The sequence below is a fragment of the Marinomonas pollencensis genome (genome assembly GCF_003387375.1).
Taxonomy (GTDB): domain Bacteria; phylum Pseudomonadota; class Gammaproteobacteria; order Pseudomonadales; family Marinomonadaceae; genus Marinomonas; species Marinomonas pollencensis.
The window spans coordinates 19875-37536 of sequence record NZ_QUNG01000017.1 but is presented as its reverse complement, the minus strand read 5'-3'; the positions used below and the strand labels follow the sequence as shown (position 1 = coordinate 37536).

The window sequence follows — 17662 nt, the reverse complement described above, 5'->3', positions numbered from 1 at the left end:
CAGTAGAAATCGGTATTTATTCACTATCAAACAGGGCATCAATAAACTCTTCAGCCACAAAAGGCCGTAAATCGTCTGCTTGCTCACCCACACCAATATAACGAATCGGTAGCCCAAATTGCTTCGCAATGGCAAAAATAATCCCACCTTTCGCTGTACCATCTAGCTTGGTTAGAGTAATACCACTCACGCCAACCGCCTCTGTAAATAACTTAGCTTGGCTTAAAGCATTTTGTCCGGTGCCTGCATCCAATACCAACATTACTTCATGGGGCGCCTGTACATCCAACTTCTGCATAACACGAACGACTTTAGACAACTCATTCATCAGGTTCGTTTTATTTTGCAAACGCCCTGCGGTGTCTGCAATCACTATGTCCACCCCTTTGGCTTTAGCGGACTCGATAGCATCATAAATAACAGAGGCAGAATCCGCACCTGTATGCTGAGCGACGACCGGAACTTGGTTACGCTCACCCCATACTTGCAATTGCTCCACCGCGGCTGCACGGAAAGTATCTCCTGCCGCCAGCATCACGCTCTTACCTTCTGCCTGATACTTTTTCGCCAGCTTGCCGATGGTCGTCGTCTTACCCACGCCATTCACACCGACCATAAGAATAACAAACGGACCTTCTTGATTCTCTGGCACCAGTTCTTTTTCGGAGGAAACGAGAATACTCTGCATCTGTGCCTTCAAATGTGCCAACAAAGCATCTGAGTCTTTCAACTCTTTACGTTTTAGCTTGTCAGTCAACTCAGCCATTAATGATTGTGTCGCATCAATCCCTACATCGGCTACTAAAAGCTGGGTTTCTAACTCTTCTAATAAGTCTTCATCTACTTTTTTGCTGCCGCTAATAATCGAAGATAAACCGCTACCTAAGCCATTTCGAGTACGCGACAAACCTGATTTAATCCGTTGCGACCAAGAAAGTGTGGGGGCAGCAGGTGGCACTTCTTCTGCTACCTTCGCTTCTGTCTCTACTTTTGCCTCTACTTCTGCTTCAATAACGGTATCACTGGCTTGTTTAGGCAGCTCTTCACCGTCTACTGGTGCAGAACTCGACGTTTCTTCTTCTGTCGCTTGTGCTTTCTCGCCTTCTATACCCTTTTTCTTAGCAGACTTTATATCTGCACCCATCCCTTTGACTACGCGGCGCTTAATAATGATCGCTAATATGGCCAACGCAGTACCAATGACAATCGGCGCATACCGGGCATACTCACCAAGATACGGAGTTAATAAAGCAATGAGCTGGTTAACAAATTCCATCAAGTCGGTCTCTTATGTCTAGACTGGTGCTGTTTACACCAGTGAAATGCTACTATTCAATACAGCGGCCACTATTATTGGCACTGAAAGCGGTGATTTTATCATCATTCCTATTGGCAAACAGGTCTAGTTTTGTGGAAAAGCCACACATCGCGTCCGTCTTTCTTATGGTTCGATATGTTTAACAGCAAAAAACCTCTTTTTAGCCGCCCTGCTTTGGCTGCCGTCATGGTCTTGTCGACACTGATTATCTGGGTGTTGAATTTAACCGCTCCAGACTCTCCATATCCAACCCCTAAAATAGAAAAGTGGCAAACTCACTCCGGCATTCCTGTGATTTGGCTGGCGCAAGATAAGTGGGCCAATACCAACAAACTAGAAGTGCGCTTTCTTTTCAATACCCCCTCACGTTTGCCTGAGTTAACGGATGCAACCCTTGCTTTACTGATGGCGGATTCATTGCCTTTGAGTACAGCCAGCATCAACCAGCGCCTCGCACCATTAGCGGCAAAGGTAAGCAGTGATTATGATTACCAGAGCCAAACCATTGCTCTGACGTTAAATAGCGAGCCGGCGTATTTAATGCCAACGTTAACTCTCATTTCTCAGTGGTTAACCGCTCCAGTTTTTAAAGCCCGAGCGCTTGATCATTGGCAAAGACAATTTAATCAAGCTAACCATACCCAGCAAACACTAGAAGAACATTTGTTTTCGGTCTCCAGCGCTCCTCAACAGAACACAAAGGTTACCCAGCAGACTGTCAGCCATTATTATCAACAGCTGACTCAGCATACCTCGGCAATTTTTATTATTGGCGGCATGAGCAAACAGGCTCAACAATCAATCAAAGCCAGTTTGAACACTCTTAGTGAGCACTTCGCTCCGGCCGCAAATGACCCAAGCAACTTGTCAGCTATGACTTGGCAAAGCGCAAAACTCAACAAGGCTAGCCAACCATCTCACCTTGCGTTCCCCAAAGAAACCCAAAGTATATTGGCTTTAAACTCGCTTACCTCAGTGAAACAATGGTTGAGTTTACAAATTTGGGGGGCAGATCTGATCAACACATTAAGTCACCAAGGGACCCTTGGTTATGTACGACTCAATTTAACCCTTTCCGGCAAACACCCTTGGCTCTATTGGCGAGCACAACACAGCCAACCGGTATTGGCCACATCGACAACAAACCAAGATGCTAAGGGCGTAACCGCACGCAGCATGATAGATGCCGCAAGCATACCTTCCGTGCAAGACTCAGCACACTTTAATGCATTACTCGATCAGTTAAAAAACCAGCTAGCCCAACGCACCTTAAGCCCTAGTTGGTGGAGCCATCTCGCGGCTAGCGTCACCCAAGAAAACGGCTCGCTGACCTTAACTCAGTTTGCCAATCAATATCAAAATGCAATCGACACGTTTAACCAAGACGACTATAAAAACGCATTAAACGCGTTGTTTATCACGTCATCTTACCAAGAGATTCAGGTCTACTAATGAAAAAGAAAATCAGCGTTCACTCCTCCACAAAATCAAAAGAGCGAGCTTCAAAACTGCGTATCATTTCTGGTGAGTGGCGTTCAAGGCAATTACCCATTCCTAATATAGAGGGGCTCAGACCTACGCCAGATAGGGTCCGAGAGACGCTCTTTAACTGGATCAATTATGAGGTTCCTGGTGCTCGTTGCGCCGACCTGTTTTGTGGCTCTGGGGCACTGGGACTAGAAGCATTATCTCGTGGTGCTAAAAGCGCATTATTTGTCGACAATTCAAAAATCGTAGCAAAACAGATGACTGATAACCTCACCACATTGAAAGCGGAAAACTATCAAGTAATACAGCAAAATGCCGCTGAATTTCTGGCAACCGCGACCCCACAGCCGCTCGACCTCATCTTTTTAGACCCTCCGTTTCGTAAAAACTGGTTGGCGCAAATCATTCCTTTGCTCGAAAATGGCTGGTTAGCAGATAAAGCGCTGGTGTATATCGAAATGGAAAAAGAAGCGGCCCTTCCTGAATTGCCGCCAGCTTGGCATTTAGAGAAAGAAAAAACAGCAGGACAGCTGGTATACCGCTTATTTGCAGTGAACCAAATAACCGCTTAGCACTATTCTGCGCGTCTAGTATGGGCAGTTGGTCGATTGCCAAAGCAATGATCGGCCGCCCATACTAGACGGATCTCGCATTTCTTCTCCGCTCTCTTGATGAGGTCTGCCGCAACCGCTAGACTGTGCCTCTAGATTCACCCTGTCCGCTTTTTTGCTAGTGCAAAGCGCGATAATTTTCACCAGGACATCAAAAGCTTATGCCGGACGCTATCCCAGCCGATTCTGTTGGTATTGTTGCGCCACAGACTGCACAGTTTGAGACGCCTCTTAGGCTCTCTTGTGGCCAAGAGTTACCTAGCTATCAACTTGTTTATGAAACGTATGGCAAGTTAAATTCCTCTGCTTCAAATGCCATTTTGATTTGTCACGCCTTAAGTGGCGATCATCATGCGGCGGGCTATCACGCCATGTCGGACAAAAAACCTGGCTGGTGGGACAGTGCCATTGGGCCTGGAAAAGCCATCGATACAGAACGCTTTTTTGTCATCAGCTTAAACAATTTAGGCGGATGTTCCGGCAGTACAGGCCCGACCAGTATCAACCCTGAAAACGGTGAGATTTGGGGCGAGAATTTCCCTTTAGTAACCGTGCAAGATTGGGTCGAAAGCCAAGCCCGTTTGGCTGATAAGCTGGGCATTCAGACCTTTGCTGCCATCGTTGGCGGAAGCCTAGGAGGCATGCAAGTACTAGAATGGAGTATTCGCTTTCCAGAGCGTTTAAAAGCCGCTGTAATTATTGCCTCTGCACCGAATTTATCGACTCAAAACATTGCCTTTAATGAAGTCGCTCGTCAGTCTATTCGACGTGATCCAGACTTTCATGATGGTCGCTATTTGAGCCAACAATCCGTTCCGACCAATGGCCTTGGATTAGCCAGAATGCTCGGTCATATTACCTATTTATCCGATGATGCTATGGGCTCAAAATTTGGCCGTCAGATGCGTCATGAAGAATACCAATACAATTATGGCATTGAATTTGAGGTAGAAAGCTACTTGCGCTACCAGGGTGAGGCCTTCACCAAACGATTTGATGCCAATACCTATATGCTGATGACCAAAGCACTCGACTATTTCGACCCTGCAGCAGCAACCGGTGGCGATTTGGCCGCCGTATTAAAACGCGCGCAGTGTGAATTTTTATTGGTTTCCTTCACGACCGATTGGCGCTTCTCTCCCGAGCGCAGTGAAGAAATTGTGAATGCTTTAGTAAAGGCGGGGAAACACGTTTCCTATGCAAAAATAGAAGCAGCAGAAGGCCACGATGCCTTCTTGTTTCCTATCCCCCGTTATATGAGAACATTAAACAGCTTTTTAACGCGTGTCGGTAAAAGCATCACTTCGGAGGCTTTATAATGCGTTCTGATTTAGAAATGATTGATGAATGGATTCAGCCTAACTTACATGTTCTTGATTTGGCTTGTGGCCCAGGTGAGCTCCTCCATCACCTGATAAACAACAAACAAATTACAGGATATGGCCTAGAGATAGGCCAAGATGACCTGAACACCTGTATTGAAAAAGGCATCCCTGTTTTAGAGCAAAACATCGACGAAGGTTTGCAAAACTTTGAAGACCACAGCTTCGATTTAGTGTTGATGACCCATGCTCTACAACAGTTTCGCCGCCCGGACCTACTCATCGACGAAATGCTGCGTATTGGTAAGGAATGCATTATCACCTTCCCAAATTTCGGCCACTGGCGCAGCCGTCTGCATCTGGCACTCAAAGGCCGTATGCCAGTGTCTGATTTCCTACCCTATAATTGGTATGACACGCCCAACATTCACTTTTTTACTTTCCAAGATTTTGAGCGCCTATGTAATGAAAAAGGCATTAAGATTTTACGTTGGGCAGCAGTCGACGGTCATTTACGCGACCATTGGTGGATTCGTACTATGCCTAATATGTTTAGTGAGACGGCTATTTTTCACATTACGCGCTAAACTGAACGTCATCTCGACACCATGAAAAAGGCGGCTCTTCTGCCGCCTTTTACGTCCCAACAGCGCATTTATACTGCAGAGGAAAAACGATGAGCCAAACCATCGTATTGGCCAGCAACAACGCTGGTAAGATTAAAGAATTCAATGCCTTACTAGGAAACCTTGGCTTTGATATCAAACCACAAAACGAATTTGATGTGCCTGAAGCAGATGAAACAGGCCTAACCTTTATTGAAAATGCCATTTTAAAAGCGCGTCATGCTTGCGCACATACTGGCTTACCAGCCTTGGCAGATGATTCTGGTATCGAAGTCGACTTCCTTAATGGCGCACCTGGTATCTACTCGGCTCGCTTTGCTGGGGATCACGGTAACAACGAAGCCAATAATGCACTATTACTAGAAAAACTGGACGGCGTAGCTGAGTCTCAGAGAAGTGCTCGCTTTCATTGCGTTCTGGCGTATTTACGCCACCAAAATGACCCAACTCCTTTGGTATTTCATGGGGTTTGGGAGGGGCGCATTTTAACCTCAACAGAAGGCCAAGAAGGCTTTGGTTACGATCCCGTTTTCTATGTGCCAGAATGTGGCTGTAGTGCTGCTAGCCTACCAAAAGAAGTAAAAAACCAAATCAGCCATCGTGCCCAAGCCCTAAGACAACTGGTTACCGCCTTCCAACAACGCAGAACTTCTCTATGACAGATCATACGGCCAGCTTGCCGCCACTTAGCCTGTACATTCATTTGCCTTGGTGTGTGCGGAAATGCCCCTATTGTGATTTCAATTCACACCAAGCTGACCGCTTTGAGCAAGACGGAAAACTACCTGAAGACGCCTATTTAGCACAGTTATTAGCGGATTTAGACGCAGATATGCCTTATGTGGCAGGTCGACCAATCCAGACCGCTTTCATTGGTGGCGGTACACCAAGCTTAATGAGCGAGGACTTTTATTACCGTTTAATGGACGCTCTACGTGACAAACTAACCTGGGTTGATAATGCCGAAATCACCATGGAGGCAAACCCGGGCACCTTTGAGCAAGAGAAGTTTCGTCATTTCCGTCAAGCTGGCATTAACCGATTGTCCATTGGTATTCAAAGTTTTCAGCCAAACCTGTTGAAAACCCTAGGAAGAATCCACAACCGAGAAGAAGCTATCCATGCTGTGGATAAGTCTCGCCTCGCAGGCTTCGATAATATCAACATTGATTTAATGCATGGCCTCCCCGACCAAAGCCTAGATATGGCTATGGAAGACTTAACGCTCGCGGTCCAGCTTAACCCTGAGCATATTTCCTGGTACCAGCTGACAATTGAACCCAATACCGAATTTTATCGGCGCCCACCAAGTCTTCCCGAAGACAATACCTTATGGGAAATTCAAGACGCAGGTCAGGCACTGCTAGAAAAACATGGCTACGCACAATATGAAGTATCCGCCAATGCTAAAGCAAATCATCGAGCCGCTCATAATTTAAACTATTGGCGCTTTGGGGACTATCTTGGTATTGGTGCAGGCGCACATGGCAAAATCACATTACCAGATGGGCAAATTTTTCGCAGCCGTAAAACTCGCCATCCGAATCACTACCTGAATAATCTCGCTGAAGCATTAGTCATCAAAGAATCCATAGAGCAGGAAGATTTACCATTGGAATTTATGATGAATCGTCTGCGTCTATTTGAAGACTTTGACTTGCAAGATTATCAGCGCTATACCTATCAGCCTCTACCGCAAGCTTTATTAGAAGCCTGTAAAACGGCGCTTAAGAAAGGATTTCTTGACGCTGAACAGTGGCAAATAGGAAAAGTGAAAACCACAGAAAAGGGCAAATTATTCTTAAATGAGCTGCTTGAACTCTTTCTTGCTTAGCGTCCTCTTTTTTGACAATAGTTTGACATCTAAACAAATAAATGTAAATCTTGCCGCTAATTATGAGACGGACACGGAGAATGTCCTTCTTTATTCTGGTTTTAGATAAACACGACATAGCGTGTTTATCTAAAACACCTTCATCTAAACAATAAAATCAGCGCCACTGAACGGTTTTGCCTGTGTCATCTAATTGCTATTAAAGACCTGATATTGTCTTTAGCTCCGCAAAACTGCGGATCGATTGCTTGTCTTTGTTGCCAACAATGCTTACCTAAGCATTCGCGGTAAAGGGAAAATAGGACAATTCATGACGTAACAAGAACAGTTCTTCTCCAGACTTTTTTTATGATAAAAGTTGGATTGGTCAAGCAAAAGCCAGTTGGCTGCACGAAGTTTGTTTAGAAAGATTCGAAAAGTGTTTACTTATTCAGGAGAGATCTATGAAAAACAAGGCGCCGAGCAACGGCCGGCAGGAATACAATACCTCATATACGGTGGGACAGGACAATATTCGTTTCCTAGGAATGGACATCCTAAACCCTGTATTTAGTACCAGCGCAATCATCATTCTTGCATTTATTATTGCAACTATCATGTTCCCAACCGACGCGAAAGAAGTTCTGTTGGGCGCGCGAACTTGGGCCATCAACAACTTTGATTGGTTCTTCATCATCTCTGGCAACATCTTTGTTCTATTCTGTTTGGCGCTGATCCTCTCACCAATGGGAAAAATCCGCTTAGGCGGCAGTGAAGCCAAATCCGAGCACTCGACTATTACCTGGTTCTCCATGTTGTTTGCTGCCGGTATGGGTATTGGCTTGATGTTCTGGAGTGTGGCAGAACCAGTTGCTTATTACACAGGCTGGTACGGCACACCGCTTAATGTTACTGCCAACACCCCAGAAGCCGTGAAAATGGCAATGGGCGCAACCATGTTCCATTGGGGTCTTCACCCTTGGGCGATCTACGCTGTTGTCGCTTTATCATTGGCTTTCTTCGCTTATAACAAAGGTTTACCGCTGACTATTCGTTCTGCTTTCTACCCTCTTTTTGGTGAGAAAGTATGGGGCGTGATTGGTCACTGCATCGATACACTTGCGGTAATCGCGACTATTTTTGGTTTGGCGACATCTCTTGGCTTTGGTGCACAACAGGCTGCCAGTGGTCTGAACTTCCTCTTCAATATCCCTAACACGCTAACCACTCAAATTGTGGTGATTTGTGGTGTTACCGCGGTGGCTATTTTCTCGGTAGCTCGTGGCCTTGAAGGCGGCGTTAAATTATTGAGTAATGTCAACATGGTCATCGCTGCAGTCTTTGCGGCATTTGTTCTGATCGTGGGCAACACAGGTGCTATTTTCGGCACCATGGGCACAACTTTCTTAGGTTATGTAGAGAACATTATTCCGCTAGGTAATTGGATTGGCCGTGAAGACCAAACCTTCTATCACGGTTGGACTATCTTCTACTGGGCTTGGTGGATTTCCTGGTCGCCATTTGTTGGTATGTTTATCGCGCGCGTTTCTCGTGGCCGTACCGTTCGTGAATTCCTAACTGCCGTCTTGCTAGTACCAACAGCAGTCTCTCTTGTTTGGATGTCTATTTTCGGTGGCTCTGCGTTAGATCAAATTACCAACGGTACAGGCTCTTTAGCTGGCGGCCTAACCGATGCTTCCTTGGCCATGTTCCAAATGCTTGAGAGCTTGCCGCTAACTTCTCTTGCCTCCTTCATTGGTATCGTCTTGGTCTTGGTATTCTTTGTCACTTCCTCTGACTCAGGCTCTCTGGTTATCGACGGTATTACCGCCGGCGGTAAAACAGATGCACCAATGATTCAGCGTGTCTTCTGGGCGGTATTAGAAGGCGTGATTGCCATTGCTTTGCTTGTTGGTGGTGGCTCAGAAGCCTTGTCAGCCATTCAAGCGGCAGCAGTGACTATCGGCTTACCGTTTACCCTACTGATGCTGATTATGTGTGTTGCCCTATTTAAAGGTTTGCGTGGCGACATGCATCTTTATAAATAAGACCACCAGTAAACAGTGTTAATACGAGCGGCTTTGGCCGCTCGTATTGTTTTACGCGAAGAAGTCCTTTATTATTCGCGTCCTCTTAGGGGAGTAATCTTCTTTGCGTTTTGCAAAGATTCTTTGTCAACATAATTGAGCCCCATGCTCGTGGCAAAGAAGTCCTAGTTCGAACTAGAGTCGAATAGGATTGATGAGACTTAAGACAATAACTTGGCTCAGGTGGGCACAGGTTCGTTGTCTTTTGTTTATTTGCCCACCTAGGAATTCCCAATAATGGAAGCATTCATAACCTCTATTTCTACCGTTGCCCTTGCTGAAATGGGCGATAAAACACAGCTTCTTGCTCTGTTCCTTGCCGCTCGATTTTCCTCAAAAACAGCCATTGTAATGGGCATTTTGTTTGCCACCTTATTAAATCACGCTTTATCTGCTTGGTTTGGTGTTGAAGCCGCGAATTTGATTCCTGCTCACTGGACTGGCTGGGTAGTTGGCTTGAGCTTTATTATTGTTGGCTTATGGCTACTTATTCCAGACAAAGACGATAGTGAAGAAGGCTTGATGCTCAAGTATGGCGCATTCATGGCCACTTTTATCTTATTTTTCCTAGCAGAAATTGGAGACAAGACTCAAATCGCTACCGTATTATTAGGAGCACATTATGGCTCGGTTGGCCTTGTTTTATTTGGTTCAACCATTGGTATGATGATCGCCAATGTGCCCGTTGTCTTTGCAGGGAACTGGATCATGGACCGTATCAATCCCACATTAACCCGCCGACTAGCTTGTTTACTGTTTTTGGTAATGGGGTTAGTCAGTATTTTATCACCACTGCTTTAATCACTAGGAATACGTTATGGATGTCGAATTAACAGAGATAGTAGAAGCACTTTGCCAACATGCTCCATTTAGCGAGCTGATTGATGACCCACAACTGAATGACATGGTTAAAGAAGTCGAAGTTCAGTACCTGCGTGCAGGAGAATGGGCCATTCAGCCTGGCGTGCTCAATCACACTCTGTTCTTCATCCGTAGTGGCGCTGTTGAAGCCCTAGGCAAAGAACAAAAGCTCATTCGTCGCATGAACGAAGGCGAACTCTTTGGCTACGCATCACTACTGCGAGGCGGTAAGTCTTCTCAGTCTATGCGCGTGATCGAAGACAGCTTGCTCTATCGTATTCCAGCCCGTTGGTTTTTAAAGCTTTACGAAGAAAACGACAGCTTTTCAGATTTTTTCGAGCTAGATCAGGAAGTTCGACTAAAAGTGGCGATGGAATCACAAAATTCCGGCCTCTCTTTGATGACCTGCCCAATTGTCAGCCTGTTACGCCGAAACCCCATCACTATCGCTATCGATGGCAACATTCGTCTAGCGGCGAAAATGATGGCCGACAACAAGGTATCTAGCCTATTAATTATGGAAAATGATGCCCTCGTTGGCATCTTAACCGACCGCGACCTACGCAACCGCGTAGTGGCAGCCGGTTTAGACTACGACACACCGGTAGGCAAGGTAATGACCGTAGACCCGGTTACTATGGACAGTGGCGATTACGCCGCTGAAGCTGTCCTAAAAATGATGGAAAAGAACATTCACCACATTCCTATCCTTAAAGGAAATAAACCGATTGGTGTTGTCAGTACCGGCGACATTATTCAAGCAGAAAGCCATGGTAGTATTTACCTAATTAGCGACATTTATAAACAAACGAGCATTGAAGGCTTGCAAGCGATCAGTCACAAGATGACTCACACCTTTACTCAACTAGTACTCGCGGATGCCAACACTCAAATGATTGGTAATGCCATGTCCCACATTGGTACAGCGTTTGTGAAGCGCTTGTTACAACTTGGTGAAGAGAAATTTGGTAAGCCTCCCGTCCCTTACTGCTTTGTCGCATTAGGTTCACAAGCACGTGAAGAGCAAACGATTAAAACAGACCAAGATAATGCGCTGATTTTAAGCAACCAATACGACCCTCAAATACACGGTGAATACTTCAGAAGCTTAAGTGACTGGGTTTGTAAAAATCTTGATATGTGTGGCTACCCTTTATGTACTGGCGATGTCATGGCATCCAATACCATGTGGCGCCAGCCGCTTCAACAGTGGAAAAAATATTTCAGTGAATGGATCAAAGAACCTAAAGCAGAAGCGTTATTACGCTTGTCTATTTTCTTTGATTTAAAAGGGGTACACGGCGATAAATATTTAGCAAAAGACTTAAACCGACATATACGTAAGGAAGCAAAAGCCAATCCGGGCTTTTTAACTTTCATGGCACGTAATGCTAACCAGCGTAAGCCACCTCTTGGCTTCTTCCGACAGTTTGTCTTGGATGGCGAAGGCAAACAATCTCGCACCTTTAACCTTAAAGAAAGAGGAATTGCTCCTATTATCGATATTGTCCGCGTCCATGCCCTCGCCTGCGGCAGTGATAAGCTGAACACATTGGAGCGCTTAGAAGATATCGACAACGCAGGTTTACTACCAGATGGTCGAGCAAAAGATTTGGCGCTTGCCTTAGAAATGATCGGTATGGTGCGTATTCGCAGTCAGAAAGATCAAATTGAGAAAGAAGAAGCGCCCACCAATCATGTTAACCCTGCTCACTTGTCCTCATTTGAGAAGCGTCATTTACGGGACGCTTTCCACATAGTTGAAAGACAGCAGGAATTTATTAAGTTCCGCTACGCAGGGAAACGCAATTAGATGTTAAAACGACTCATGACAGCCTTGAAAGGAACGCAGAAACAGCCGCTCCAAGATTGGCAAGCCATGTTTGCAAAGTGGGCCAAAGAAGCACCTGAAGGCCCACTCAAACGCTATTATGAAGCGGGCACCATTGCTCTGGATAGCCCACTAAAAGACACCCCTTTATTAGCGTTAGATTTAGAGACTACTGGGCTTGATCCATTAAAAGACGAGATTATTAGTTTAGGCTGTGTGCCGATGGATCATCGTATTATTCGCTGCAATGGCGCAGGCTATTGGATGGCGAAACCAGAAAGAACTCTGAATGCAGAGTCGGTCACCATCCATGAGATTACCCACACAGAACTCGCTGAAGCACCGCCATTACATCGTATTCTCAATGAAATCCTTAGCGTGCTCTCAGGCAAAGTTGTGGTGGTGCATTGTGTGTCCATAGAGCGAGAGTTTCTGCGAGAAGCCGCACTTAATGTCTATGGTTTTCCTTTGTATTTTCCGGTTTTAGATACCATGCACATAGAGCATCTTGCCCAAGACAAAACACCTTGGTGGAAGCGTATCATTGCGCGCAAACCATCGTTGCGATTAGACGCTTGCCGACAACGCTATCATCTGCCGCGCTACAAAGCGCACCATGCACTTACTGATGCCCTCTCTTCTGCTGAGCTCTTGCAAGCACAAATCAGTTATCACCTAGACCCTAACGCCCCGATCTCAAACTACTGGCTCTAAAACATAAAACCCAGTGCGTGAAATATCACACACTGGGCTTGATACAATCAGTTCACCGATTGATGGGGTCGACTAGAAAGTACTAAGGCGCGCTTGGGCCTGCTCTAATGTAGGTAACGATGGGTAAGCACCCAATTTCGTCACCGAATCAGCACCACAGGCTGCGGCAAAGCGAATAATATCAGTCAATTGTTGTGTTGATAATTCAGCCAAAGACGCACTGTCGCCACCTTGTTCGGCTAGTTGATACAACAAGCCTCCAACAAACGCATCACCTGCTGCCGTTGTATCTTTCACATCGACTTTTGGCGTCACAACTTCGCCATTACCTTGGCGCTTACTGTAAAAACGAATCGAATTACCGCCATCGGTTAATACAAACAAGGTCACGCCAGCGGCTAGACTTGCCTCAATCAATGCAAACGGGTCTTCTGCTAATACTGCCAACTCTTCTAAACTCGCTTTGACAACATCGCCACTTTGCATCCAATCAATAACGCGCTGAGTGTCTACTTTATGGTCAGGCCATAGATTGATACGCAAGTTTACATCGATGCTGACAACCCAGTTCGCAGCACGCGCTAAGCGAATACCTGCCAAGGTTGCTTGGGTAATAGCTTCATCAGTTAACGTATTGGAGCAAGTATGGAACACGCCGTGGCCTTCAAACCAAGCGGGTTTAAAATCTTCTTCACGGAACAACATATCCGCAGAAGGATTGCGGTAAAACTCAAAACTCCGCTCACCCGTATCATCTAGACTGACAAATGCCAACGCCGTTTTGGCTTCGTTGGTCATCAACATGCTGTCTGTGACCACCCCGTAGCTTTCAAGAGAATTCTTTAGGAAATGGCCAAAAGCATCATCTCCTACTTGTCCCGCAAAATGGCTATTACCACCAAGTTGTGCTGCGGCAACAGCAACGTTCGCTGGTGCACCGCCTGGAAATTTTGTAAAAGATTCCAACTCGCCTGCTTGGGTCGCACCGTTAGAAAGGAAGTCGATCAGGGCTTCGCCGAACGCCATTATTTTTGTCGTCATCTTGTCATTCTCTATGTTGAGCTACGTGGTCTTGAAAGGTGAAAAATTATGCAGCGAGATGAACTTTAAATCAATTTAATTTATTTAATTGAGTTGGCCAACCTCGATCATTGTAGCAATTGGTTCCCTTTAGGATTCTTGCTAGACTGGAAGGTCTCTAAATAATCTTCCGCCTGTCACTGAGAATAATAATGACGAAAGCCAAATGCATCTACGTCGTTGATGACGATGACGACATTCGCACCTTGCTAAAAACCTACCTCGAGAAGCACCAATTTCAGGTTTTTACCGCAGAGTCTGGCGAAGCATTTCTGGCTGATTTCAAGCCCGCTCAAGACGTCGATTTAGTGATTTTAGACATCATGCTTCCTGGGCAAGATGGCTTTTCTGTGTGCCGTTCGCTGCGTACTCAGTCACAGGTTCCGGTGATCATGCTAACCGCAAATTCTGATGAAATGGACCGTATTATTGGCCTAGAAATCGGGGCCGATGATTATCTGGCCAAACCCTTTAATCCTCGTGAACTGCTCGCGCGTATGAAGGCGATTTTACGGCGCATGGAACACACAGAAATTGCTGAAGCCCCTACAGTGGCGCAACGCTTTTATCATTTCTCACATTTTACCCTCGACACGCTGTCAAGGGAGCTGCACTACAAAGACGAGAAGGCGTCATTATCAGGCGCAGACTACAATCTGCTGATGCTCTTCTTAGCAAGCCCTGGTGAAGTTTTGACCCGAGAACACATCGCCGCAAACACTCGCGGTCGCGACAGTGCCCCCTTAGATCGTTTTATTGATGTGCATGTGAGTCGCTTACGGCAGCGCCTTGGTGAAGACGCCAGACAACCTCTATTGATTAAAACAGTGCGTGGTCAAGGCTACATTTTGACTGCTGATGTACTGGCATCTGACACGGTTGATGCGGATGAGCAGCATTAATAAACGCATCAAGCGTTGGTCCAATTCGCTAACCGGCCAAATTCTCATCATCATGGCCTTAGGCGTCGCCAGCGCCCAGTTTATTAGTTCGTCCATCTGGCTACGCCAGCTTAACTCAGATACAGAAACAAACGTCCTCGAAGTGTCTAAACACATGTCGTATCGCATCGCCTCAACGGTAAGCTACTTTACGTCTTTACCACGTAATTATCGTCACATTGTCATTGATCAACTGCAAAGCATGGGCGGCACACGTTTCTTTGTCACACTCAACCGAGAAGAAATCCGCATTAACGAACTCCATGACTCACCATTAATGGACGTAGTGAAAAACCAAGTCGAATCCACCTTAATCAAACAACTAGGGATCCATAACGCCAAAATAGCTTTTTCCAGCCCAGACGACTTGCACGTTATCAACAACCACACCTTATTAACCGATTTACCTGAACGCTGGGGAAATCACAGCTTATTGGTTAAACCGCTAACGCCGCCTATCATTGTCATTCAAATTGCTATTAATGATAAAGACTGGCTGTATCTTGCCAGCTTAATGCCAGATCCCTACTTTTTAGATGGCACTTCTGCTCTCAGCGGCGAACGCCTTTTTACGATGACGATCTCAGTGATCACTGTATTGTTGCTCAGTTTATTGATTCTTCGTCGAGTTACCCGTCCACTCGCGATGCTCGCCAGAGCCGCTGAACGTTTTGGCCAAGGTGATTCAAAGCCCCTAAAAGAATACGGCAGTGTAGAGGTACGCAATACCGCCCGCGCTTTTAACGACATGCAGGCTCGTATTCAGCGCTACTTGAATGACCGTGAACGCCTCTTTGCCTCGATCTCCCATGATCTAAAAACCCCTATTACTCGATTACGCCTAAGGGCAGAATTGCTTGACGAAGACGACACTCGCGAAGCAATGATTCGAGACCTAGAAGATTTAGACATGTTGGTTAAAGGTGCGCTACAGAGTGTAAAAGAAACAGATATTCATGAAAATCGCGTCGAACTGGATATTTTGCGCATGCTCAAAGACATTCAAGAAGCGGCCAACCTAAGCACTGAGAGACTGACTATTCGTGGGCAATTAAATCACCCTTATATAGGCAAACCACTGGCCATCAAACGCTGTTTAGGCAATCTAATCGACAACGCGTTGTATTATGGAGCCAGCGCCACCGTCTTAATAGCTGACAGCGAGGACGAGCTGTGCATTTGCATTTGTGATCAAGGGCCGGGGATTCCCAGCGAGCAAATTGACAAGATGTTCCAACCTTATACTCGCCTCACTCCCGACCATGCAGGGCACCCAAGCGGCATGGGATTAGGCCTAAGTATCGCTCGCAACATTGCCCGTGCCCATGGTGGTGAAGTGGTGCTAAGTAACTTACCGGAGCGTGGCTTAGAAGCCAAATTAAGGCTGCCGAGGCATTAAACAAGGTGTATTTTTAGATTCGCTATCGTGCACATTTCGGCACGCTAGCAACCAGAAGAGCTCAAAAAAAGCGTATTATTTCGCCATTTACTATCCGTTTCTGTGCCATTCTCCCTCACTTTGCAAGACTTTGTTACATTTGGTTGCTCTATCTTACCCATCAACAGCAAGCGCTCTGCTAAATTGAGACTCTTGATAGGTGCCTTGCGAAGGCTCCTTCAAGCAAACCATTAAGCTAAGCCAGCAGAGCTTAGATACCATAAAAATAACAAAGGTTACTATCATGAAAAAAATTGCATTAGGTTTATCTACTGTTGCTCTTGCGTTGGCGGCGGCCAATAGCCAAGCAGGCGAAGTAGAAGTGCTACACTGGTGGACATCAGGCAGTGAAGCGACCGCGATTAATGTATTGAAAAAAGAAATGGAAGACGCAGGCAACACCTGGAAAGATTTCGCGGTAGCTGGCGGTGGTGGTGAATCTGCCATGACAGTACTAAAATCGCGCGCCATTGCTGGTAACCCTCCTGCCGCCGCACAAATTAAAGGCCCTACCATCCAAGAATGGGGTGACTTAGGCTTCCTCGCCAACATAGACGATGTTGCTAAAGCCGGTCACTGGGATCAAATTCTCCCACCTGTTGTCAGTAAAGTCATGAAATACGATGGCCATTATGTTGCCGCTCCCGTCAACGTACACCGTGTAAACTGGCTATGGGCAAACCCGGATGTTTTCCGTAAAGCGGGTGCCTCTATCCCCACCACATGGGATCAGTTTTTTGTCGCTGCCGACAAAATCAAAAAAGCCGGTTTCACTCCTCTAGCCCATGGCGGCCAAGCTTGGCAAGACGCGACACTCTTCGAAGCGATTGCCTTATCGGAAGGAACAGACTTCTACAAAGCCGCTTTCATTGATCTAGATGACGACGCGATCAAGGGTCCGAAAATGATCGATGCTCTGACCACTTTCAAAAAAATGCGTCAGTACGTTGACCCTGGCTTCTCCGGCCGTGATTGGAACGTCGCCACCTCTATGGTGATTAATGGCAAAGCGGCCATGCAAGTAATGGGCGATTGGGCAAAAGGCGAGTTTACTTCTGCAGGTAAAAAACCAGGTATTGATTACATCTGTGTTCCAGCGCCTGGTACCAGTGGTCAGTACACTTTCAACATCGATTCAATGGCCATGTTCCAAGTGGACTCTGAAGACACTCAGAAAGCCCAAAAAGACTTGGCCCGTTTGATTCTTGAACCGACTTTCCAAGAAGCATTCAACCTAGCGAAAGGCTCTATTCCTGTGCGTTTAGGTATGCCTCGAGATAAATTTGATACCTGTGCCGATTCTTCTATGGATGCCTTTAATGCGGCCTCTGCATCGGGCGACCTATTGCCTAGCATGGCGCACGGCATGTCGGTTAACTCTATGGTGCAAGGCGCTATGTTTGATGTCATTACCAACTTCTTCAACACTGAAGATATGACAGCAGAACAAGCGGCTGACAAACTGTCTAGAGCGGTCAAAGCAAGCCTCTAATCATTCACACTTGCTCGCGAGGCTGACCCAGCGTCAGCCT

Annotated in this window: 15 protein-coding genes and 1 riboswitch; of the genes, 13 read left to right on the top strand and 2 right to left on the bottom strand. The window is 46.2% G+C overall.

All coding sequences use genetic code 11. The annotated features are described in order from the left end of the window. Positions 1 to 16 precede the first annotated feature (16 nt). Positions 17 to 1276 (bottom strand): signal recognition particle-docking protein FtsY, encoded by a 1260-nt coding sequence (ftsY, locus tag DFP81_RS16710; protein WP_115899027.1) that lies wholly within the window; start codon positions 1274 to 1276, stop codon positions 17 to 19. A 177-nt stretch (positions 1277 to 1453) separates the two neighbouring features. Here ftsY and DFP81_RS16705 point away from each other — a divergent pair, with 177 nt between their 5' ends. The 10 genes from DFP81_RS16705 (at position 1454) to DFP81_RS16660 (ending at position 12671) form a co-directional block, all read left to right on the top strand. Beyond that, a complete protein-coding gene (locus DFP81_RS16705) occupies positions 1454 to 2770 on the top strand; it encodes an insulinase family protein (protein ID WP_115899026.1) in 1317 nt (438 codons plus the stop codon). After that, positions 2770 to 3378, top strand: coding sequence for a 16S rRNA (guanine(966)-N(2))-methyltransferase RsmD (rsmD, locus tag DFP81_RS16700; RefSeq protein ID WP_115899025.1), 609 nt, complete (start codon positions 2770 to 2772; stop codon positions 3376 to 3378). The genes DFP81_RS16705 and rsmD overlap by 1 nt, the downstream gene beginning before the upstream one ends. A gap of 200 nt (positions 3379 to 3578) precedes the next feature. After that, positions 3579 to 4736 (top strand): homoserine O-succinyltransferase MetX, encoded by a 1158-nt coding sequence (gene metX / locus DFP81_RS16695; RefSeq protein ID WP_115899024.1) that lies wholly within the window; start codon positions 3579 to 3581, stop codon positions 4734 to 4736. Next, positions 4736 to 5326 carry a methionine biosynthesis protein MetW gene (gene metW, locus DFP81_RS16690; protein ID WP_115899023.1) on the top strand — a complete coding sequence of 197 codons (591 nt, stop codon included), beginning with the start codon at positions 4736 to 4738 and terminating at the stop codon, positions 5324 to 5326. The genes metX and metW overlap by 1 nt, the downstream gene beginning before the upstream one ends. A gap of 89 nt (positions 5327 to 5415) precedes the next feature. After that, complete coding sequence (gene rdgB, locus DFP81_RS16685) at positions 5416 to 6024, top strand: RdgB/HAM1 family non-canonical purine NTP pyrophosphatase (protein WP_115899022.1); 609 nt, start codon at positions 5416 to 5418, stop codon at positions 6022 to 6024. Continuing rightward, the gene (gene hemW, locus DFP81_RS16680; RefSeq protein WP_115899021.1) at positions 6021 to 7199 is read left to right on the top strand and encodes a radical SAM family heme chaperone HemW; all 1179 of its coding nucleotides are present in this window, start codon (positions 6021 to 6023) and stop codon (positions 7197 to 7199) included. The genes rdgB and hemW overlap by 4 nt, the downstream gene beginning before the upstream one ends. A gap of 443 nt (positions 7200 to 7642) precedes the next feature. Beyond that, positions 7643 to 9226, top strand: coding sequence for a BCCT family transporter (locus tag DFP81_RS16675; protein WP_115899020.1), 1584 nt, complete (start codon positions 7643 to 7645; stop codon positions 9224 to 9226). Positions 9227 to 9302: 76 nt separating this feature from the next. Further along, positions 9303 to 9492: riboswitch (yybP-ykoY riboswitch) on the top strand. A 10-nt stretch (positions 9493 to 9502) separates the two neighbouring features. After that, entirely contained in the window at positions 9503 to 10066 is a 564-nt protein-coding gene (locus tag DFP81_RS16670) for a TMEM165/GDT1 family protein (protein ID WP_115899019.1), read from the top strand. A 16-nt stretch (positions 10067 to 10082) separates the two neighbouring features. Beyond that, on the top strand, positions 10083 to 11939 hold the full coding sequence (locus tag DFP81_RS16665) for a DUF294 nucleotidyltransferase-like domain-containing protein (protein ID WP_115899018.1): 1857 nt from the start codon (positions 10083 to 10085) through the stop codon (positions 11937 to 11939). Beyond that, entirely contained in the window at positions 11940 to 12671 is a 732-nt protein-coding gene (locus DFP81_RS16660; protein ID WP_245959201.1) for a 3'-5' exonuclease, read from the top strand. It abuts the gene before it with no gap. 72 nt (positions 12672 to 12743) lie between these two features. Here the strand turns inward: DFP81_RS16660 and DFP81_RS16655 are convergent, their stop codons facing one another. Beyond that, on the bottom strand, positions 12744 to 13712 hold the full coding sequence (locus DFP81_RS16655; RefSeq protein ID WP_115899017.1) for a carbohydrate kinase family protein: 969 nt from the start codon (positions 13710 to 13712) through the stop codon (positions 12744 to 12746). Between the two features lie 191 nt (positions 13713 to 13903). Between DFP81_RS16655 and DFP81_RS16650 the strand changes: the two genes are divergently transcribed. The 3 genes from DFP81_RS16650 (at position 13904) to DFP81_RS16640 (ending at position 17622) form a co-directional block, all read left to right on the top strand. Next, positions 13904 to 14653: a response regulator gene (locus tag DFP81_RS16650; RefSeq protein WP_115899016.1), complete on the top strand. Its 750-nt coding sequence runs from the start codon at positions 13904 to 13906 to the stop codon at positions 14651 to 14653. Then, on the top strand, positions 14640 to 16091 hold the full coding sequence (locus DFP81_RS16645; protein ID WP_181903124.1) for an ATP-binding protein: 1452 nt from the start codon (positions 14640 to 14642) through the stop codon (positions 16089 to 16091). Before DFP81_RS16650 ends, DFP81_RS16645 begins: the two co-directional genes overlap by 14 nt. Before the next feature lie 283 nt (positions 16092 to 16374). After that, positions 16375 to 17622 carry an ABC transporter substrate-binding protein gene (locus DFP81_RS16640; RefSeq protein WP_115899014.1) on the top strand — a complete coding sequence of 416 codons (1248 nt, stop codon included), beginning with the start codon at positions 16375 to 16377 and terminating at the stop codon, positions 17620 to 17622. The last annotated feature ends 40 nt before the right edge of the window (positions 17623 to 17662 follow it).